We start from the raw sequence: 19,314 nt of genomic DNA, 5'->3' as shown, positions 1-19,314 counted from the left end.
ACGAGGATCCAGGACGGGCGATCGATCGATCGCCCGACGCATTGGGACCGACCCGCCCATGAGCCTGCTCGGCCTGATTTCCGACGTGCACGGCGACCCGATCGGCCTGGAACTGGCCTGGGCGCACCTGACCGTGATGGGGGCGGGGGCGATCGTCTGCGCCGGCGACCTCGTCGGCTACGGGCCGTCCCCCGACCGGGCGGTCGCGTTCCTGGAGGGGCGGCAGATCCCGTCGGTGCGGGGCAACCACGACCGATGGGCCCTGGAGCGGGGGCCGGGCGAGCCGGACGAGTTCGGCGGCGGGACCCCGGGTGAGGAGACGCTGGAGGCGCTCAAACGCCTGGAGTCGAGCCTGGTGCTGGAGCGGGGGGGGATGATCGTGGTGGTGGTGCACGGCTCCCCGAGGGGGGACATGGAATTCATCGCTCCGAGGACGCACCCGCCGTACGTGCTCGACTCGTACCTCGATACCCTGGGGGCCGACGCGATCGTGCATGGCCACACCCACCGTCCGATGTGGTATCGATCGAGCCGGGATCGCCTGGTGGTGAACCCCGGTTCGATCATCTCGGCCCCGGTGGTCGCGACCTCCCGGACCTTCGCGACGCTCGACACCGCGACCCGGGACGTCCGCTTCTTCGACGTGGAGAGCGGGAACCCGGTCGAGGTCCCCGCCTGGCCGGGCTCGGGGTGACCGGGCGATTCAGCGGCCGACGACCTTCAGGGCGGAGGCCGGGAGCAGCTCGCGGAGCGTCTTCGGCAGGGGGAAGGTGACGTCCTCCTCCCGAACGACTTCCTCGGTCATGGTCGCGCCGAAGCGGTCCTGGAGCAGGGCGATGCACTCCTGGACGACGTCCTCGGGGGCGCTGGCCCCGGCGGTGATGAGCACGGTGTCGACGCCGTCGAACCACTCGTCGCGGATCTCGGCCGCGCCGTCGATCAGGTGGGCCTTGCGGCCCAGGTCGAGGGCCAGCTCGGCCAGCCTCCGGCTGTTGGAGCTGTTCTGGCTGCCCAGCACCAGGACGAGGTCGGCCCGCTCGGCCAGCTTGCGGACGGCGTCCTGGCGGTTCTGGGTGGCGTAGCAGATGTCGTCCTTGGGCGGGTTGGCGATCTGGGGGAACTTGCGGCGGAGGGCGGCGATGATGACGTTGGCGTCGTCGACGCTCAGGGTCGTCTGCGTCAGGTAGGCGATCTTCTCGGGGTTCACGTCTAGCCGATCGACGTCCTCGACCGACTCCACGAGGATCATCCGCTCAGGGGCCTCCCCCATCGTGCCGATGACCTCGTCGTGCCCCTCGTGGCCGATCAGGACGATGGTATAGCCGAGCTTCGCGTACTTGACCGCCTCCAGGTGCACCTTGGTCACCAGCGGGCAGGTGGCGTCGATGGCCTTGAGGGCGCGGGACCGGGCCTCGGTGCGGATCTGGGGGGAGACGCCGTGGGCGCTGTAGAGGACCGGGGATCCCTCGGGGACCTCGGAGATCGACTCGACGAAGACCACGCCGCGGCCCTTGAACCGCTCGACGACGTGCTTGTTGTGCACGATCTCGTGGTAGACGTAGAGCGGGGCCCCGAACAGGTCCAGGGCCCGCTCCAGGCTGTCGATGGCCATGTTCACGCCCGCGCAGAAGCCGCGGGGATTGGCCAGGATGATCTTCATCGCGGCGCGTACCTCTCTCGGGTCGGGAGAACCTTCGACCCTAATGTATGCGACAGCCCCCCGCTTCGGGAAGACGGCCCGAAGGCAGCTCCCGCCCGGAACGCCCGACGGCCGCCCCCCCGGCAAGGGGGGCGGCCGTCGAATGCGGCGTCCGAATCGGCTGCGGCGGGCGTCGGGTGCGGGTCAGTCCTGCTCGATCCGGATCGCCCCGTTGCGGGTGCGGATCAGGAGCCGGGGATCGGCCGAGCCCCCGTCGGACGAGGCGAGCACGGCGGTCGCCCCGTCGTCCCCCCGATCGAGGGGGAAGTCCGAGACGACCCGGCCGTTGCGGGAATCGGCGTCGATCCGGAACCGGCCGTGCTCGGGCAGCTCGACGTCGACCGAGCCGTTGCTGGTGGTCAGGCGGGAGGAGCCGGGGGCGAGCGAACCGCGGAAACTGATCGAGCCGTTGGACGTCTCGGCCGAGACGATGGCGTCGTCGGCCTCGCAGTCGATCGAACCGTTGGAGGTCTCCAGCACGATCGGGCCGGCGGAGTCCTCGACCTCGATCCGGCCGTTGCCGGTCTTGACGGCGACCGAACCGTGGATCTCCTCGACCCGGACCCGGCCGTTCCGGGTGACGACCCGGACCTGGGAATCGGCCGGCACCTCCAGGCGGACCTCGGCGTGGCCGGACCAGCCGCCGGGGGTGTTGGCGTGGTCGACCCGGATCCGGACGGCCCCGCGGTCGGCCCGGATCACGGGGCGGATCAGGTCGAGGGCGCGTCGGGCGTCTCCCTCGTCGTCTCCCCTGGCCGAGGTCTCGACCTGGTAGGAGACCTCCCCGACGGCCCCGCGATGGATCCGGACGGGCCCCTCGAAGGTCTCGACCTCGATCCGGGGGGCATCATCCACCTCGACGCGGTCCTCGATGACGGCCTTCGCCTCGATCTCGCCGCGCAGGGCCCCGGAGCGGATGAGGCCGCCGACCCCGACAACGGCGAGGAAGGTCATCGTGCCGATCGGCCACTCCCGACGTCGCTTCCCGGGCGTCTTCGGGGCCGGCGAGGGCCCGGCGGGGGCGGGATTCGCGTTCTCGTCGAGGAATCGGATCCCCTCGGTGCTGCAGCGCCGCTTCTTGCACATGGCGTCGGCCCTCCCGTCGTCCGGTGATCGCGTGGCTTCGTCTCGGCTCGTTGCCCCCGGCCTCCCTCGGATCGGGGGCCGGCCGCGGGGCATGACACCAGGATCTTCGGGCGTCGGGCCGGGATATTGACGCGGGACCGGCCCGCCGAGGCGCCTCGGCGGGCCGGTCCGGGGAGGGAAACGACCCGAGCCGGGGGAGACCTATCCGGCCGATCAGGGGATCTCGAGTTCGGCCGCCGCGGCCGCGGCCGCCTCGGCTTCGGGCTCCATCTCGGGCTGGGCGGCCTCCGGCACGAGCACGAGCGAGGCGAGGAAGGCCAGCAGGGAGATCGTCACGGCGATGGTCGGGAGCAGCCAGAAGGTCCGCCAGTCGGTCGTCCGGACGGGAGGCTGGCCGGCCGTCGCCGGGGCTTCCTCCCGGGTGAACTTCTGGTTCAGCCACCCGGAACCCTCGGTCCCGAGGTACATGCCGAGGCCGTAGACGACCACCGCGAAGAGGGCCTGGGAGCTGTTGCGGATCGACTCATCGGCCAGGTTCTCGACGTGGATGAACCCGGCGGCGAAGTAGAAGTCGAAGCAGAGGCCGTGCAGCGCCACCCCCGCCAGGATGAGCGGGAAGTACCTGCCCGTCGAGGCCGTGGTGAAGAAGGCGAACCGGAGGGCCCAGGCGGTCACGCCCACGGCCAGCACGACCGGCATGCCCAGCTCCCGGATGAACCAGGGCAGCGAGAGCATGAAGCCGATCTCGACCGCCTGGCCGATCGTCATGATCGGCCCCACGTTCTCGGAGCGGACCCCGCCCCGCTGCTCGATGAACAGGGCTCCGAAGGCGAAGTACAACCCCATCGCCATCGAGATCACCAGCGTCACCGCGAAGAAGACCGCGGTGGTCGGCTCGGCGAGCATCCCGAGCGCCTCGAGGGCCGGGAAGGCCCCCACGCCCGTCGACTTGGGCGGCGTGTCCGGCAGCGTGAAGGCGAAGATCCCCAGGACGAAGGACAGGGCTGCCGCCAGCAGGATCGGCTTGTTGTCCACCGGGCGGTCGGGCTTCAGCAGCAGCTTCAGCGACAGGCCGGCGAGGATCCAGCCGATCGTCCCGAAGACCCGGATGTACGGGAAGTTGTTCGCGTTGTCGATGTGCTCGAAGACGATCGCGTTGACCAGCGAGAGCGTCGGCGAGAAGACCAGCGCATATCCCAGCGCCGCCGCGAAGAACGTGCTCGGCCGGTTCATCCGGGACATGACCAGCAGCAGCACGCCGCCGATCAGGTGCGACCCGCCGATGACGTCCTCGGTGTTCAGATACTTGTCGGCCACCGTGCCCAGGATCATCGGCGAGATGATCGCGCCCAGCGCCATCGTGCCGTAAATCCGGCCGATGGCGGGCCGGGAGAAGCCCTTGGCGTTCAGGTAATTGCCCAGGACGACATACCACGCCCCCCAGATGGCGAACTCCAGGAAGTGGAGGATCGAGAAGGGGATGAAGTTCGCCAGGTTGACGCCCGAAGGCTCGGCGGCCTGCTGGGCGAGGAGCAAGAAGCTGTCGTATCCCATGAATGGATTCCGATGTTCGAGCGGTCGTCTGCGGCGTGGAGGGAGCGGCCCGGCCGTCTCCGGACGCCCAAACATCGGGGCGGACGCCCCCCGTGTCAAGGGGCCAGGAGGGCGGCCGGGGCCGGCGATCCCGGCCGGGTCGGATCGGGAGGATGGGGAGGGCGATCAGGCGGGGATCGTCCGCCGGGATCGGGCCGGGATCGCCTCGATCCGGTCCAGCAGGCGATCGGCCACGGCCCGGCACGTGTTGGCCCGGGCGTGCTCTATCCGGGCACGCTCGCGGCCGTCGTCGAAGTGGCTGAAGCGGAGCGAGGCGATCGCGCCGAGGGCGTCGTCGGCGTCGCTGGCCACCTCGATCCGGCCAGCGTGCAGGCGGCACTCGGGCAGGTCGGTCGAGACGATCGGCCGGCCAGAGCCCATGTAGTCCATGAGCTTGGTCGGGCAGCAGGCCCGGTTGAACGGATGGTCGGCGCGGTAGGGGATCAGGCAGGCGTCGAAGGCGCGGATGTAGGCCCCGAGCGTCTCCTGGGGGCGGAAGCCGACGGCGTGGACGTTCGGCCGGCCCAGGCAGCGCCGGGCGTGGTCGCACCAGGGGCCGGAATCGAGGGCGGGGACCCGGCCGATCAGGACGAGGGAGGCGTCGGGGAACTCCTCGGCCACGCGGTCCAGCAGGTGCCAGTCGAGCCGCTCCTCGAGCCCGCCGACGTAGCCCAGCAACGGCCGGGGCAGGTGGGCGAGATCCGCCGGGGCCGGGCCCGGCCGGCCGGTCGCCTCCCCGTCGAAGAGGAAGGCGTCGGGGGTCCCGTGGGGGAGGTGGATGACCCGGTCGGCGGCGTCAGGGACGGCCGCCCGCAGGTGCTCGGCCCGGGCGAGGGAGACGCAGGCGGTCAGGTCGGCCTCGGCGACGAGCCGGCGTTCGAGGCGATCAACGTCGTCGGCCCGGGAAGGCCAGTAGAGGCCGTAATCGTCTAGGTTCAGGTAGACCTGGACGTCCGGTCGGACCAGGTCCCGGAGGGATCGGTAGTGCGGGTAGGTCATGACGAGTGCCAGGGGGGCGTCGTCGGGCAGGAGCCTCCGCCACCGGTCGATGGCCCGTCGGATCGGCCTCATGCCGATCCCGGGGAATCGCTTCATCCAGCCGGGGGGGAGGACGAGGTCCCCCGACCAGAGCCGGGGCCCTTGCCGGTCCAGGGGGCGGCCGAACCATCGCCACGGGGGACGCCCGGCATTCCAGGCGTTCACGAAGTCGCAGCAGTGCATCAGCAGCGAGTCAACGCCCGGGCGGTCGAGGGCCCGGAACAGGTTGCCGGTGGTGTACCAGCCGGCGTCGGTCACCGCGAGGGCCAGCCGGGCCCCGGCGTCGGGGGCGGGCGGGCCGAGCGTCGGGATCGGCGATCGGGCCAGGGACATCGGTCGCATCCTCCGTGGTGAGCGGGGGAGGTCGGCGGTCGCCGGGCCTCGTCCCCGCCGATGGCGGCCTCGATCCGGGGGCGGTGGGGTCATCAGGGGACGACGGTGGCGAAGGCCGTCAGCCGGGCCGGGGGCTCGTCGGGCCGGTCGGTCCTGATCTCGAGGATGGCGTGGTAGGCGCCTGCGGCGTCCGGGGCCTCGATCGCCACCTTCACCTGGTGGAGGGGCCGACTCGCGTCGGAGGGGCCGCCGACCGAGGAGATCCGCCCCTCCGCGGCGGTCGCCCCCACCACCCGGAACGGCCCCGGGCCCTTCACCAGGACGGTCCGCTCGACCGTCTCCCCCGGCTTGAGCCGGCCAAGGTTCAGCACCGAGGGGGAGAGCGTCACGTCCGAGACGACCTTGGCGGCGACGGAGACGGGGATCGTCGGCCGGCCGGGGTCGTTGGAGACGAGGGTGATCTGGTCCCGGAAATTGCCGTTCTCGAGCGCCTTGGCGTCGAGCCGGGCATCGAGCTGGTAGCGACGCTCGCCGGCGGAGCCCGGCTGCTCCCGGAGGCGGGCCGTGAGGCCCGAATTCTCATGCCTCATCTCGACGACCTGCCAGTCGGCCCGGCCGCCGAGGTACCGGAGCAGGACCGAGCGGTCGGCCGGGCTCCCGCGCCGGACGTCGCCGAAATCGAGCACCCCGGGCTGGATGAGCAACTCGTCCTGGATGAAACAGGAGAGCTCGTAGTCGATCGACCGCAGTTCGGGCCGGTCGATGCTGAGCGTCAGGCCCGACGCCTTGTAGCCGCTGAACTTGGAGGTGTCGAGCACGGCCTCGATGGTCGTCTGGGCGCCGGGGGGGATGGTCGTGGCGCCGACGGTCACCCCGGTGCAGCCGCACTTGGCCGAATAGCCCGTGACGTGCACCTCCCGGTCGGACCGGTTGGCGATCCGGAAGGAGTGCCGCAGGATCGACCCCTTGGCGACGGTCCCGAAGTCGTGCCTCCGCTCCGGGAAGACCGCCTCGACCCAATCGGTCGACGACTGCGCCGGGGCCGACCGGCCGAGGGATCCGACCACCCACGACCCGACGACCGCGGGGGCGATCCCGATGAACCGCCGTCGACTGGCGACGGCGGGCTCGCGCGACCCGTCCATGAGCCCTCCTGGCGATCGTTCCTTCCGTCCCGGAGCCCGGGCCGGTGCGTCCTCGGGGCGGAATGTCTCCCCTCGGCGCGGATCCCGGGCTGGTCCGATCGGGCCGTCATCATAACGATCACGGCCCCCCTGACCAGTGCAATCGGCCCCCGGGGGCCCGGAGTTGAGCCGAATCGGCGGGGGCCTCCGGGAATCGAAGGGAGGATTATTTCACGGCCGGCCGGTCCGAGGAAATCCCGGCGCGGGCCTGCTCGATCGTCTCGGCGATCGAGACGGGGGCGCCTCCTCGTGCCTTGCTCTCGTCGGCGGCCTCCATGAAGGCGAACAGCTCGATCGTCTCCTCCGGCGGGACGGGGGCCCGGCCGTCGAGGAAGAATTGGCAGACCTGTTCGAGCATGGGCTCATAGTTGCCGCCGACCTGGATCGGCGAGATCTGATCGGTGCCGAAGACGACCGCGCCGAAGCCGGACTTGCCGTCCCGGATGCCGCGATAGGAGCCGATCCGGCCGTCGTCCCAGGTGCCGGTGACGACGTCGGTGCCGTCGGTGGAGGAGCGGGCGACCGACTCGCAGCCGGGGCCCATCAGGGCGTAGAGCATCTCGACGCCGTGGACGCCGTACCAGAAGAGGTCGGGGTGGTGCTCCTCCAGGGAGCACGGTCCGTAGGTCATGGCCCCGACGATGGTCGACCGGCTCGCGGACTCGACCTCGGGCTGGAACCTCAGGGAGGACGAGGAGAAGCAGGGGACACCCGCCTCCTCGGCCAGGTCGAAGATGGCGATGGCGTCGGCCAGCGACCCGGCCATCGGCTTGTCGATGAAGAGCGGCTTGCCGGCCTCGATCACCGGCCGGGCCTGCTCCAGGTGGGGGCGGCCGTCGACGCTCTCCAGGAAGACGACGTCGACCTTCTCCAGGAGCGCGTCGATCGAATCGACGATCTCCACGCCATAGTCGTCCCGGAGCGACGCGGTGAAGCCCTCGACCCGGTCGGCGCTGGAGGGGATGTCGGGGCTGCCGCCGGGAAAGCCGGCGACGACCCGGACCCGGGCCAGCGGTCCGGACTTGCCCTCGGCGTTGAGCACCCTGGTGAAGGCGACGACGTGCGAGGTGTCCAGGCCGATGAGCCCGGCCCGCAGGACCTTCGCCTCGTCGTCCTGTCCCCTCGCCCGGGGCGAGGCGGCCAGCCCGGCGCAGGCGAGGGCCAGCATCGAGGCGACGATCCTCCCCCTGGTGTTCCCGGCGGTCATGCCGATTGCTCCTCTCTCTCGGGTGCGGTGCGGCCGGTGCCGCCGAGGGTCAATTATCGTTGCCGACGATGGGGCGGCGGACGTCGATGGGACGGGTGTCCTCGGGCACGTCCAGATCCTCCCGGAGCCGAGCGAGCTCGGCCTCCAGCTCGGATCGGACGGAGGCGTACTGGGGGTCGTCGAAGCAGCTTCGTAATTCGCTGGGGTCTCGGGCGAGGTCGAACAGCTCCCACTCGTCCAGGCTGTAGTAGTGGATGAGCTTGTAGCGATCCGTCCGGACCCCATAGTGCCGGTGGACGCTGTGGGCGCCAGGGTACTCGTAATAGTGGTAGTAGAAGCTCTCCCGCCAGCCCTCGGGCTCCTCCCCCTTCAGCAGCGGGACGAGGCTACGCCCCTGCATCCCGTCGGGGATGTCGACGCCGGCGGCGTGGAGGAAGGTCTCGGCGAAGTCGAGGTTCGAGACCAGCCGGGAGCACTCCGAGCCCGGGGAGACGACGCCCGGCCAGCGGACGAGCAAGGGGGTCCGGAGGGACTCCTCGTACATCCACCGCTTGTCGAACCAGCCGTGCTCGCCGAGGTAGAAGCCCTGGTCCGACGAGTAGACGACGATCGTGTTTTCCGCCAGCCCGGCCTCGTCGAGGTAGTCGAGGATCCGGCCGACGCCCTCGTCCACCGAGTCGATGCAGCGCAGGTAGTCCTTGAGATACCGCTGGTACTTCCAGCGGACGAGTTCGTCCCCGGAGAGCCCGAGCCGGGCGAACTCCTCGTTCTCGGGTCCGTAGGCCGCCTGCCAGCGTTCGAGCTGCTCGTCCGTGAGGTTGTCGGGGATCGTCAGCTTCAGGTCGTTCGGCGTGAGCGTGTCCCGGATGGTCATGTCCTGGGTGCGGGCGGCGGTCCCTCGGCCCTGGTAGTCATCGAACAGAGTGGGGGGCTCGGGGATCGGGCCGTCCTTGTAGGCGTCCAGGTGCTTCGGCCCCGGCTGCCAGTTGCGATGGGGGGCCTTCTGCTGGCACATCAGCAGGAAGGGCTTGTCCCGGTCTCGCCCCTCCTCCAGCCACTCGAGGGAGAGATCGGTGATGATCTCGGTCGTGTAGCCCTCGTGCGTGACGCGTTCGCCCCGGTCGATCATCGGCGGGTTGTAGTAGGCCCCCTGCCCCGGGAGGATGTGCCAGGCGTCGAAGCCGGTGGGGTCGGTCTCCAGGTGCCATTTGCCGAAGACGGCCGTCTCATACCCGCCCTGCTGCAGCAGCTTCGGGAAGGTGACCTGCGCGCCGTCGAAGCGGTCGCCGTTCTGGTAGAAACCGTTGAGGTGGCTGTACTTGCCCGTCAAGATCGCGGCCCGGCTGGGGCCGCAGATCGAATTGGTGACGAGGCAGCGGCGGAAGAGCATCCCTTCGTCGGCGATCCGATCGATGTTCGGCGTGCGGTTGATCGTCGAGCCATAGGCGCCGACGGCCTGGTAGGCGTGGTCGTCGGCGAAGATGAAGACGATGTTCGGCCGGCTCGGCTCGGCCGACCTGGCGGCCGGGGCCGGGACGAGCGCTGAGAGCGTCAGGACGAGGGACGCGGTTTGCGATCGATGCGACATCGGGCTTCCCCCACCGCGGATCGAGGCCCGCCGCCGGGGTCGGGCACGCGGGTCGGACCTCCGGGTCGGCTCGTACCATAATCGGCCCCTCGGCCCGATTCCAGGCCCGGCCGGGTGCGAGTCGGTCGAGGTCGGGCCGGGGGGCCGGGCGTCCGATCCTCACGACCGGGCAGATCCGCTGAAGTGTCGCATCCCCTCGGGTCGATCCCCAGGGCGTCCGTCCCGGCGGCCCGAGGTGCGCAGTGAGCATCGGCCGTCTCGACGTCTCGCCCGGGGGTTCGAGCCATCATCCCGACATTCGGCCTGATCCTCGCCCTCGCCCTCTCGGCGTCGGATCCGGATTCCCGCCCCCAATCTCGGCCCGACGCCCCGCCTTCGACGAGGCCCCTCGCGCTGTCGATCCCGGTCCGATCGGGCTCGACCGAATTCGAGATCCCCGAGGGCCTCTCGGGCCGGGACGTCATCCTGGTCGTGAACGCGACCGCGGTCGGCGGCCCCTATGAGGGGGCATGGCGGGTCGGACCCGGATCGGGGGATGGCCGGGTCCCTTCACTCCTCGATCTCGGCGAGTTGATCGACTCGATTCCGCCCCCAGGCGCGGCCGGGAGGTGGTCGGATGGGGTCGAGGGTCCCCGGGACCTCGATCCACCCAGGACCCCGGAGCCGACCCGCCCTGCCCTGCGACGCTCGTTCGCGGTGCAGGCCCGTCCCGGCGACCCGTCGGCGCCGAGCCGTTACGACATGGTCGAAGCCCGACTCCGGGCCCTGGGCGACCGGATCGAGGTCTACGTCGACGAGGACGACGTCGACGAGGTGGGCGACGAGGTCCTCCGGGGCCTCGTCTCCGGGTTCGAGCGGGTGGTCGACCCGGCGCTTTCCGGCTGGATCGGCCGCCCGATCGACGTCGACGGCGACGGCCGATTCGCCGTGCTCCTCTCCTCCCGGGTCGGCCGGCCTTACGAGGCCGCCCGATGCCACGTGGACGGGTACTTCCGCGGGGCCGACCTCGACGTGAGCCTGCCCCGCCCCCTGAGCAACCGGGCGGATCTGATCTACCTCGACGCCCGGCTTCGGCCCGGCTCTTACCTGGAGACGATCCTCGCCCACGAGTACGCCCATGCCGTGCTCGCCTCTCGCCGCATGGAGCGCGTCGGGCCGAACCCGGAGCCGGCCTGGCTCGACGAGGCGATGGCCCATCTCTGCGAGGACCGCGTCGGCCGATCGGCGGCGAACCTTGACTATCGGGTCAGCGCCTACCTCACCGACCCCTCCCGATACCGGCTCGTCCTGCCCGAGTCCTCCCGCCCCGAGGACTTCCGGAGCCACGGGAGCCGGGGGGCGTCATACCTGTTCCTCCGCTGGTGTGCGGAGGCGTTCGACCCCGACCTCCCCAGGACCCTGGCGCTGGGGCGATTCACCGGGGCCGAGCACCTCGAACGCCTCTCCGGCCTGCCCTTCGGCGAGTTGCACCGGCGTTGGGCCCTTGACCTCGCCCGGGGCAGCCTCGGGGGATCGATCGGGGGCGTCGACCTGCTCGGTACGATCGGCGAATGGCCGATCGGGGGCGTCCGGTTCTCTCCGCTCGGGCCCGAGGTGGGCGATCGGCCATTCTCGATCGAGGGGACCGGCACGCGGTTCTTTCGCCTGTCGACCGAGCCGTCCGGGCCGACCCGCCTCGAGTTGCGGCTCGACCCGTCTTCAGCGCCGATGCTGACCGCGATGATCCCGGGGGGACCGCTCCCCAGACTCTCACTCGGGGTCACCGAGGTCGATCGGGACGAAGGGAGGGTGGGCCTCGTCGCCCAGGTCGAGGAGCGGGCCGGGATCCCCGTCGAGCTGGATCGGCTCTCGTGGGAGCCGATCGTCCCGCCCCGGGATCTCCCCCGGGACGCCCACCGGCCAGGGGAAATCCCGGGGGACGGGCTGGCGTCGCTGTTCCCGGGCACGACGCTCCCGGCTCGTGGGCGGTTGATTTCCCGGCGATTCGAGATCGATCCGGCGATGCTCCGCCGCGGCCCGATGATCTTCCGCCTCTCCGCCCGCGACGCCGAGGGCGATCGCGTCGTCGCCTGGGCCGAGTTCGACCCCGAAGCACCCCCGACCGGCGGTGGGGAGGCCCTGGTGGTCCGGTCGTCTCCCCGGGCGGTCGACGAGTCGGTCACGGCCCCTTGACGAGGCGCCTGCCCCCCGGTATCGTTACGTATCCCCACGCCGGAGTGGCGGAATTGGCAGACGCGCTAGCTTGAGGGGCTAGTGGGCTTAACGGCTCGTGCAGGTTCAAGTCCTGTCTCCGGCATCGATCGAAGAATTGAAGGGCGTGTGGCGAAAGGCCGCACGCCCTTTGTTCGTTCCCGGTTCGGCCCTCGTCGTGCCCCGCCTCGGCCGGACTATTGATCGGCGTCCGGGCCCGCGTTCACGACCCTCCGGGGTGACGAATCCGGGGAGACCGCGTCGGCTCGCCTCACGTCCTCCTCGTTGAATCGGGCCAGCAGGATCTCCCGATCGCTGGTCCGGGAATGGTCATAGATGATGTAGATGGAGCCGTCGGGGGCCTGGTCGCCGTCGGGGTAGGAGACGCCGGGCCGTTCATCCAGCACCAGGCCCCCGGTCCAGGTGCGGCCATCGTCGTCGGAGAGGAAGGCGGTCAGGTGCGACCGGCCGGTCCGCTCGGCGAGGGGGCCGTGCTTCACCAGCAGAAGGCTGCCGGAGTCGAGCCTCCGGACGAAGAAGCGGTCCGAAGGATGGGCGATCCCGGACGGCCGGAGATCGCCCCAGGTCCGGCCCCGGTCGGTGGAGACGCTCTCGCCGATCCCGTACATCGTGCGGGCCAGGAGCCAGAGCGAGCCGTCCCGGCGTTCTGCGGCGAGGTGCTCGTCGAAGGCGCGGATGTCCTCCGGGACGTTGCAGCCGCCCCGGACCGTCCAGGTCTCGCCCCGATCGGTGGAGACGACGAGCCGGGCGCTCCGGTCGGTCTCGCGCCAGGTCGACGCGGGCAGGCACCATTCCCCGGTCGAGAGGACCTTGGGCTTGCCCATCATCACGCCGTCGGTCAGGCGACGGGGGAGGCTCTAGGAGGGGGTTTCGTCGTCGGGATTCCCGGTCACGATCGCCCAGACCCCCGACCGTCGCGGAGTGGCCGACGGCCTGGGCCCAGAATGCCCAGAGACGACCCTCGGGGTCGAGCCAGAGTTGCGGGTCGAACGCGCGGACGGGGCCCTCGCCGTCGGGATCGATGACGACCGCCTCGTCGGACCAGGAACGGCCCTCGTCCCCGCTGGTCGCCAGGACGACGTAATTGTTCGCTTCCTCGCCGGGTATCGGGCCGCCGTACCAGGAGGCCCAGAGCCGGCCGCCGGGGCTGAGGGCCAGGCTCGGGATCCCCTGGAACCGCCGGGTCGATCCGGCGTGCTCGGGGCCGGGTTCGGTGATGACCCGGGGGGCCCGGAGGAATCCGTCGGGGGATTCGAGGGTCAGCCAGGGAGGCAGGTGGCCGTCGCCGGTCGGCTCGCCCCGGAGGAGCCAGGAGAGATTGAACCGGGCGATGGTCGACCCGACGTACTGCGTGTCGTCGTCGCCGCACTCGTACTGCAGGTAGATCCACCCCTCGCTGGGGGTCCCTGGCCGGCCGGCGACGAGTGAGGAATAGGCGGCCGGGCCCTCGTCGACCAGCCGCTTGACGGGCCAGCTCGTGCCGCCCTCGAAGCTGGCCCAGACGGTCAGCCGGATGCGCTCGTGGCCGTCGTGGTCGGCGTTGGAGGAGACGAAGATGTCCCGATCCCGGACGGGCAGCCGGGCGAACCCGGCCATCATGCCGAAATGGGCGTTGTAGTTCGAGCCCCGGCGATCCTCCCCCGATAACGCGGGCCGTCGGGGATCTCGGCCGGGTGCCGGGGGGCGTGCCAGGACTTCCCGCCGTCATTGCTGGAGGCGAAGGCGCGAGCGGGGCGGAACGGTTCCCCCTCCGGGAAATAGCTGCGACGGGCGCTGTAGATCAGCCGGCCGTCGGCGAGTTCGAGCAGGGCGCCCTCCCCCGTGCCCTTGAGGGGGAAGGGGTCGCCCGGGAGCCAGGTCTCGCCCCCGTATGCTCGGGGTGGGCGAAGATCAGCGGATCACCCGACCGGTCGTCCACGATCGCCCCCCCGCCGTGGATCCCCTCCGCGACCGGGAATTCTGGTCCCCAGGTTTGCCCGCCGTCCTCGCTGCGGCGGACCCGGATCCGACGGCTTCTCCAGGTGGCCACGATGGTGCCGTCGGGGAGGGCGAGGACGTTCGGGAATCGTTCGTCGTCGAAGATCCGCTGCGTCTCGAACTTCGGATCGCCGAGTTACGGGCCCAACTCGCCATCCTGGGCGGGGCCCTCGGGTCTGATCGTCGGGTCGAGCCCGTGGACGACCGAGGGGAGGACGAGGGCGAGGGCCAGTCCGTCGGCGGGCAATCGTCGACGCATCGGCGTCTCTCCGGGGGGCCCTCCGGCGGGCTTACCTCCCGATCAGTGGACGAGTCGCCGAGAAACTGCCGAGACTCGATTCTGGGTCGCCGATCGGCTCGGGATCGACCCGGCATCGTCGACGGGGGTCGCCGAGATGTCGATCGATTCGGGCGGGTCCGGGTCGGCAGGGGTTGGCTTCCGGGAACGGTGCCATGCAGGACCCGTTCCGATTCGGTCGCGCGGCTCCCTTGTCGAGGTAACCCCCCGGAATACAATCGGTTCCATGACGCGTTACCCCCGGACGCCGGGAAAGTTCTCCGGGTAGACGGCCCTCGAAACGCTGCGGTACGAGTGATGTCCATGCCCCCGGATGAGCCCCTAGCCCGATCGAGTCGAGTCCCGAGGGAGAACGCCCCGACTCCCGAACGGCCCATCCCCCGCCCAGGAGGAGGACCTCGATGGATCCTGACCTGGAGCTGACGGGGTTCGAGGGCGTGTGCCGGCTCTTCCCCCTGCCCGATGTGGTGCTCTTCCCCCACTGCGTCCTGCCGCTGCACATCTTCGAGCCCCGGTACCGCCAGATGACCGAAGATGCCCTGGCGGGCGACAAGTTGATCTCGATGGTGAGGATCAGGGACGAAGCGGACTGGAACATGATGGAAGATCCGCCGATCGACCGGGTTGCGTGCCTGGGAAAGATCTTCGACCATCAACGCCTGGCCGACGGTCGGTATAATCTGCTGCTCGTGGGGCTGAAGCGGGTCGAGCTGGTCGAGGAGTTGCCGAGGGAGACGCTCTACAGGTCGGCGAAGGTCTCGATCCTCGAAGACCGTTATCCCGTGAGGCCGATCGACGGGCTGCGGGATCGGCTGACCCACCTGTTCCGGGAGCTTTGCCTCCGGGAAGGGCGGGTCGAACCGGAGATCGCCCGGCTGCTGGACACCCCGATCCCGATGGGGGTCTTGACCGACCTGCTGGGGCATTACCTGGGGCTCCCCCCCGATTTCAAACGCGACTTCCTGGCCGAGGCCAGGGTCGAGGAGCGGGCGAACTCGTTGGTCGGCGTCCTCGAACGCCACCTCGACGCCCTCCGCAAGGGGGCCGAGCACGGCGATTTCCCCCCCCCCTTCAGCACGAACTGACCGGCCGAACCTACCGACGAAACGACGGCCCGCCGCCCCCCCAGCCGGGGCCCTCGGCGGGGCCGAGCCATCGAGACGACGTGATGACCGAGCATGAGGACGATTTCCCCGCCGGGGCGTTCGGCGAGGGGATCGATCGTGACCCCGGCGGGACTTCGGTCGAGGGATCCCGGGTCGACCTGGAGCGGATCCGGCGGGCCGTCCGCGAGATCCTGGTCGCCGTGGGCGAGGACCCCGATCGCGAGGGCCTGGTGGAGACCCCCGACCGGGTCGCCCGGATGTACGCCGAGGTCTTCCGAGGCCTCCACCAGGATCCCCGCGTCCACCTCGCAAAGCGCTTCACCCAGAAGTACGATGAGATGGTCACGGTCCGCGACATCACCTTCTCGAGCTTCTGCGAGCATCACCTCCTGCCGTTCTCGGGGAAGGCCCATGTGGCCTACCTCCCCTCCGGCCAGGTCGTCGGCCTCTCCAAGATCCCCAGGGTCATCGACGTCCTCTCCCGGAGGCCCCAGGTCCAGGAGAAACTGACCGAGCAGATCGCCGACCTCCTGATGGAACAGCTCGATGCCCTGGGGATCGCGGTCGTGATGGAGGGGGTCCACAGCTGCATGACCGTCCGGGGCGTCCAGAAGCCCGGCAGCACCTACATCACCAGCGCCATGCGTGGCCGCTTCCGCGAGAACGTGGCGACCCGCATGGAGGTCCTGTCGCTGATCCACGGTGCCGGTCGCAGCATGTGAGCCCCGGCCACACTCACCTCGGGAGCCCCGGTCCCGGCTCCTCCCGGGCCGGGGACGACCGCGGGGACTGCCCCTCACCTCATTGCGAAGCCGGCGTGGACGAGACCAGGGCACGGATTATCGACGACCTCCGGGGGATCCTCGCGGGCGACCTCTCCTTCGAGCCGATCCGGCGCTCCCCGTACGCGAGGGACGGCAGCCTCTTCGAGGTCGACCCGCTCGGCGTGGTCGCCCCCAGGACCCACGAGGACCTGGCCGCCCTGGTCCGCTATGCCGGCACCGAGCGCATCCCGATCCACGCCAGAGGGGCCGGCACCAACCCGTTCGGCACCGCCATCGGCCGGGGGCTGGTCGTCGACTTCGGGATCCACCTGCGGCGGATCCTCGCCATCGGCGAGTCGAGCGTCACCGTGCAGCCGGGCGCCGTGCTCGACGAGGTCAACGCCCGGCTCGCCCCGCTGGGTCGTCGGATCTGGCCGGACCCGTCGGGTTCTTGGAGTCGGACCATCGGCGGGATGATCGGCGTCGGTGCCCGGGGGCCGAGGTCGATCCAGTACGGGCCGATCTCCGAGTCCCTGGAGCGGGCCCGTGTCGTCTTTTCCAACGGGGAGGCCGGGGTGCTGGCCCCCGGGGCGATTCCCGGGGACGAACCGGCGAAGCCCGACGAGCCCTTCGATCGCGCCCTGCTCCGCCGCCTCGCGACGCTGGTCAACTGGCACTCCCCCCGGATGGGACGGGGATCGGGTGCCACCGACGAGGTCGACCCGCTCGTGGCGATCCGGGGGGACGGACGGCTGCTGCCGCATCGGGCCCTCGACGGCTCGCTCGGGGCCTTGGCGTTGATGACCGAGGTCACCCTGCGGACCGGGCCGGTCCCGTCGGGCCAGCGCGTCGTGATCTTCCCCTTCTCCCGGCTCTCGGAGGCGGCCTCGGCCATCCCGGACTGCCTGCTCGAAGGCCCCTCCCGCTGCGAATTGGTCGACTGGAGGGCCCTCCGCCTGGCCCGGGAGCACGACCCATTTTGGTCGAACTCGGTCCCCGCACGGGCCGAGGCGGCCCTGATCGTCGAATTCCTTGGTGACGATCCCGCAGTCCCGGCCAGCCGGGCCCGGTCGCTGGTCCATCGGCTCTCGCGGAACCCGTCCCGGCTCAACCCGGTGATCGAGATGGGCCGGGGCTCGGATTGCGACCGGGCCCTCGGCCTGAGGACGAAGGTGGAACCCCGGCTGATGACCATGAAGGGGCGGGCCCGCCCGACGGCCCTGGTGCCCGCCCTGGAGGCACCCCCCGAGGCGTGGGCGCGGCTGATCGTCCGGCTGCAAAACGTGTTCAAGTCCCACGACGTGAACTGGACGCTTCACGGCTGCGTCGGCTCGGGGGAGATCCGGGTCCGCCCCTTCCTCGACCTCGGACACCCGAGTGACCGGGACCGACTCGGCCCCCTGGCCGATGCCATCGTCGAGTCCGCCATCGCCGAGGGGGGGAGGCCACACCGGGAGAGCGGGAGGGGGATCGTCTCCCCCCGGCTGCTTGGCCCCGAGGGGGGGACCCCGGCCGCATCCAGCCCGCTGAAGTTCCTGTTCGACCCGATCGGCGGCCTCAATCCCGGCGTCCTCGGCAACGATCGGCTCGACGCCGTCCCCCGGTCGATCCGGGCCCCCGCCCCGCCCTCGCCCCCCGGGCTCCCCGATCCCCTCCCCGTCATCGAGCCCCGACTGCGCTGGGGGGAACTCGGGCCGGCCGAGCGGGCGATGGACTGCAACGGGTGCGGAGGCTGCCGGTCCTTCGACCCGGCCCTGAGGATCTGCCCCAGCTTCCGGGCCTCCCGGCGAGAGGACCAGTCTCCCCGGGCGATGGCGGGCCTGATCCGGGACCTCGCCAACGGCCGGCTCGACCGATCGACCTGGGGCGGCGAATCCATCCGGAGGATCGCCGACCACTGCGTCCACTGCCGACTCTGCGAGTCGGAATGCCCCTCGGGGGTCGACGTCTCCTCGATGATGTTGGAGGTCAAGGCCGCGTACGCCGAGCAGCACGGGCTGAGCCCCTCCGAGTGGTTCATGTCCCGGATCGAGACCTGGGCACGCCTGGCGGTGCGGGTGCCTGGCGTATACAACCGGCTCATCGCGTCCCGCTCGGCCCGGGTGATGCTCGAACGCCTGATCGGCCTCTCCAAGGACCGCAGCCTGCCCCGGGCCGGGCGATCGCCGTTCGTCCGCCTCGCGGAGAAGGTCGGCCTCTCCGAGCCCGCCGGCGACCGCCCCGGCCCCCGGGTCGTCTACTTCCTCGACTTCGTGGCCAACTATTTCGACCAGGCGGTGGCGGAGGGGGTCGTCGCCGTGCTCCGCCACTGCGGGGTGCAGGTCTACGTGCCGAAGCTGCAGCGCGGCAGCGGGATGCCCGCGCTGGTCGCCGGGGACCTGGACTCGGCCCGGGAAGTGGCGCTGGCGAACCTCCGGATCCTCGGGAGCGCCGTCCGGGAGGGGCACACGGTCGTCTGCTCCGAGCCGACCGCGGCATTGATGCTTCGATCCGAATACCTGAAACTGACCGACGACCTCGATGCCGAGCTCGTCGCCGCCAACACGATGGACGTGGGCCACTACCTGCAGGGGCTCCGATCTCGGGGCCTGTTGCCCCGGCCGCAATTGCCGATCCACGCCCGGGTCGGCTACCACCTTCCCTGCCACCTCAGGGCCCTGGGCGTGGGGATCCCGGCGGTCGACCTGCTCCGCCAGGTGCCCGAGCTGGAGGTCGAGCACATCGACCGGGGCTGTTCGGGCATGGCCGGCACGTACGGGATGTCCCGGGGCCACTTCCGCCCGTCGCTCCGGGCGGGCCGGGGGCTCCGGAACCGCCTCCGGGATCCGGACATCGAGATCGCCAGCGCCGAGTGCTCCGCCTGCCGGATGCAGATGGAGCAGGGCAACCGCAAGCGTTCCTATCACCCCATCAGCCTCCTCGCCATGAGCTACGGCCTGCTCCCCGGCCAGCTCCGATCGCTCCGGGAGCCCCGGGACCGCCGGTTCGCGCTCGGGTGAGCGCGGCGATCCGGGGGGCGGCCGGGTCGAGCGAGGCTCGCCGTCCGGCCCGTTCGCCTTGACGCCCGAGGGGGTCCCCGATATCGTCCGGCCGATCTTCCCGTCTCGCACCCTCTCGCCGTCCGCTCATCCCGTCCCGAACCCCCACGAAGCCACTCCACCTCGACGCGACGGGCCGCCGAGCGACCCTTGAGGGAGCGAGGGAGCCATCGCAGATCCGGCCCTCGTCGA

At 70.8% G+C, this 19,314-nt stretch carries 15 protein-coding genes and 1 tRNA gene; 7 read left to right on the top strand and 9 right to left on the bottom strand.

The window, feature by feature from the left end:
• Window positions 1-58 precede the first annotated feature (58 nt).
• Window positions 59-694 (top strand): metallophosphoesterase family protein, encoded by a 636-nt coding sequence (locus tag ElP_RS06900; RefSeq protein ID WP_145267914.1) that lies wholly within the window; start codon window positions 59-61, stop codon window positions 692-694.
• Window positions 695-703: 9 nt separating this feature from the next.
• Here ElP_RS06900 and ispH read toward each other — a convergent pair whose 3' ends face one another.
• The 7 genes from ispH to ElP_RS06865 all read right to left on the bottom strand — a co-directional run bounded on the left by ispH (window position 704) and on the right by ElP_RS06865 (window position 9,728).
• Window positions 704-1,660 (bottom strand): 4-hydroxy-3-methylbut-2-enyl diphosphate reductase, encoded by a 957-nt coding sequence (ispH, locus tag ElP_RS06895; RefSeq protein WP_145267913.1) that lies wholly within the window; start codon window positions 1,658-1,660, stop codon window positions 704-706.
• A 183-nt stretch (window positions 1,661-1,843) separates the two neighbouring features.
• Entirely contained in the window at window positions 1,844-2,785 is a 942-nt protein-coding gene (locus tag ElP_RS06890; RefSeq protein WP_145267912.1) for a DUF4097 family beta strand repeat-containing protein, read from the bottom strand.
• A gap of 213 nt (window positions 2,786-2,998) precedes the next feature.
• Entirely contained in the window at window positions 2,999-4,339 is a 1,341-nt protein-coding gene (locus ElP_RS06885; protein WP_197446778.1) for an MFS transporter, read from the bottom strand.
• Window positions 4,340-4,504: 165 nt separating this feature from the next.
• Window positions 4,505-5,749: a glycosyltransferase gene (locus ElP_RS06880; RefSeq protein WP_145267910.1), complete on the bottom strand. Its 1,245-nt coding sequence runs from the start codon at window positions 5,747-5,749 to the stop codon at window positions 4,505-4,507.
• Window positions 5,750-5,841: 92 nt separating this feature from the next.
• The gene (locus ElP_RS06875; RefSeq protein ID WP_145267909.1) at window positions 5,842-6,894 is read right to left on the bottom strand and encodes a DUF1573 domain-containing protein; all 1,053 of its coding nucleotides are present in this window, start codon (window positions 6,892-6,894) and stop codon (window positions 5,842-5,844) included.
• 205 nt (window positions 6,895-7,099) lie between these two features.
• The gene (locus ElP_RS06870) at window positions 7,100-8,140 is read right to left on the bottom strand and encodes a Gfo/Idh/MocA family protein (protein WP_145267908.1); all 1,041 of its coding nucleotides are present in this window, start codon (window positions 8,138-8,140) and stop codon (window positions 7,100-7,102) included.
• Window positions 8,141-8,189: 49 nt separating this feature from the next.
• Window positions 8,190-9,728 carry a sulfatase family protein gene (locus ElP_RS06865; protein ID WP_145267907.1) on the bottom strand — a complete coding sequence of 513 codons (1,539 nt, stop codon included), beginning with the start codon at window positions 9,726-9,728 and terminating at the stop codon, window positions 8,190-8,192.
• A 741-nt stretch (window positions 9,729-10,469) separates the two neighbouring features.
• On the opposite strand from ElP_RS06865, the gene ElP_RS06860 reads away from it, so the two are divergent.
• Window positions 10,470-11,900 carry a hypothetical protein gene (locus tag ElP_RS06860; RefSeq protein WP_145267906.1) on the top strand — a complete coding sequence of 477 codons (1,431 nt, stop codon included), beginning with the start codon at window positions 10,470-10,472 and terminating at the stop codon, window positions 11,898-11,900.
• A gap of 38 nt (window positions 11,901-11,938) precedes the next feature.
• Window positions 11,939-12,024, top strand: a tRNA-Leu gene (locus ElP_RS06855).
• 91 nt (window positions 12,025-12,115) lie between these two features.
• Here the strand turns inward: ElP_RS06855 and ElP_RS37715 are convergent.
• Window positions 12,116-12,766, bottom strand: coding sequence for a sialidase family protein (locus ElP_RS37715; RefSeq protein ID WP_197446777.1), 651 nt, complete (start codon window positions 12,764-12,766; stop codon window positions 12,116-12,118).
• A gap of 635 nt (window positions 12,767-13,401) precedes the next feature.
• On the opposite strand from ElP_RS37715, the gene ElP_RS37710 reads away from it, so the two are divergent.
• Window positions 13,402-13,557, top strand: a complete 156-nt coding sequence (locus ElP_RS37710; protein ID WP_197446776.1) for a hypothetical protein — start codon at window positions 13,402-13,404, stop codon at window positions 13,555-13,557.
• A gap of 495 nt (window positions 13,558-14,052) precedes the next feature.
• Here the strand turns inward: ElP_RS37710 and ElP_RS40545 are convergent, their stop codons facing one another.
• Window positions 14,053-14,175: a hypothetical protein gene (locus ElP_RS40545; RefSeq protein ID WP_261344409.1), complete on the bottom strand. Its 123-nt coding sequence runs from the start codon at window positions 14,173-14,175 to the stop codon at window positions 14,053-14,055.
• 440 nt (window positions 14,176-14,615) lie between these two features.
• On the opposite strand from ElP_RS40545, the gene ElP_RS06845 reads away from it, so the two are divergent.
• The 3 genes from ElP_RS06845 (at window position 14,616) to ElP_RS06835 (ending at window position 19,083) form a co-directional block, all read left to right on the top strand.
• Window positions 14,616-15,299: an LON peptidase substrate-binding domain-containing protein gene (locus ElP_RS06845; RefSeq protein WP_145267905.1), complete on the top strand. Its 684-nt coding sequence runs from the start codon at window positions 14,616-14,618 to the stop codon at window positions 15,297-15,299.
• Between the two features lie 83 nt (window positions 15,300-15,382).
• Window positions 15,383-16,042 (top strand): GTP cyclohydrolase I FolE, encoded by a 660-nt coding sequence (gene folE / locus ElP_RS06840; RefSeq protein WP_145267904.1) that lies wholly within the window; start codon window positions 15,383-15,385, stop codon window positions 16,040-16,042.
• A 95-nt stretch (window positions 16,043-16,137) separates the two neighbouring features.
• Entirely contained in the window at window positions 16,138-19,083 is a 2,946-nt protein-coding gene (locus ElP_RS06835) for an FAD-binding and (Fe-S)-binding domain-containing protein (RefSeq protein ID WP_145267903.1), read from the top strand.
• The last annotated feature ends 231 nt before the right edge of the window (window positions 19,084-19,314 follow it).

It is taken from the genome of Tautonia plasticadhaerens, from assembly GCF_007752535.1.
In the GTDB taxonomy this organism is placed as follows: Bacteria; Planctomycetota; Planctomycetia; order Isosphaerales; family Isosphaeraceae; genus Tautonia; species Tautonia plasticadhaerens.
Note: the sequence above shows the minus strand (reverse complement) of the source record. Positions and strands in the feature narration are given on the sequence as shown.

Excerpts from the sequence above, each read along its gene's own strand:
- ElP_RS06900 (WP_145267914.1), top strand. The coding sequence starts at position 59 with ATGAGCCTGCTCGGCCTGATTTCCGACGTGCACGGCGACCCGATCGGC.
- ispH (WP_145267913.1), bottom strand. The coding sequence starts at position 1,660 with ATGAAGATCATCCTGGCCAATCCCCGCGGCTTCTGCGCGGGCGTGAAC.
- ElP_RS06890 (WP_145267912.1), bottom strand. The coding sequence starts at position 2,785 with ATGTGCAAGAAGCGGCGCTGCAGCACCGAGGGGATCCGATTCCTCGAC.
- ElP_RS06885 (WP_197446778.1), bottom strand. The coding sequence starts at position 4,339 with ATGGGATACGACAGCTTCTTGCTCCTCGCCCAGCAGGCCGCCGAGCCT.
- ElP_RS06880 (WP_145267910.1), bottom strand. The coding sequence starts at position 5,749 with ATGTCCCTGGCCCGATCGCCGATCCCGACGCTCGGCCCGCCCGCCCCC.
- ElP_RS06875 (WP_145267909.1), bottom strand. The coding sequence starts at position 6,894 with ATGGACGGGTCGCGCGAGCCCGCCGTCGCCAGTCGACGGCGGTTCATC.
- ElP_RS06870 (WP_145267908.1), bottom strand. The coding sequence starts at position 8,140 with ATGACCGCCGGGAACACCAGGGGGAGGATCGTCGCCTCGATGCTGGCC.
- ElP_RS06865 (WP_145267907.1), bottom strand. The coding sequence starts at position 9,728 with ATGTCGCATCGATCGCAAACCGCGTCCCTCGTCCTGACGCTCTCAGCG.
- ElP_RS06860 (WP_145267906.1), top strand. The coding sequence starts at position 10,470 with ATGGTCGAAGCCCGACTCCGGGCCCTGGGCGACCGGATCGAGGTCTAC.
- ElP_RS37715 (WP_197446777.1), bottom strand. The coding sequence starts at position 12,766 with ATGATGGGCAAGCCCAAGGTCCTCTCGACCGGGGAATGGTGCCTGCCC.
- ElP_RS40545 (WP_261344409.1), bottom strand. The coding sequence starts at position 14,175 with ATGCGTCGACGATTGCCCGCCGACGGACTGGCCCTCGCCCTCGTCCTC.
- ElP_RS06845 (WP_145267905.1), top strand. The coding sequence starts at position 14,616 with ATGGATCCTGACCTGGAGCTGACGGGGTTCGAGGGCGTGTGCCGGCTC.
- folE (WP_145267904.1), top strand. The coding sequence starts at position 15,383 with ATGACCGAGCATGAGGACGATTTCCCCGCCGGGGCGTTCGGCGAGGGG.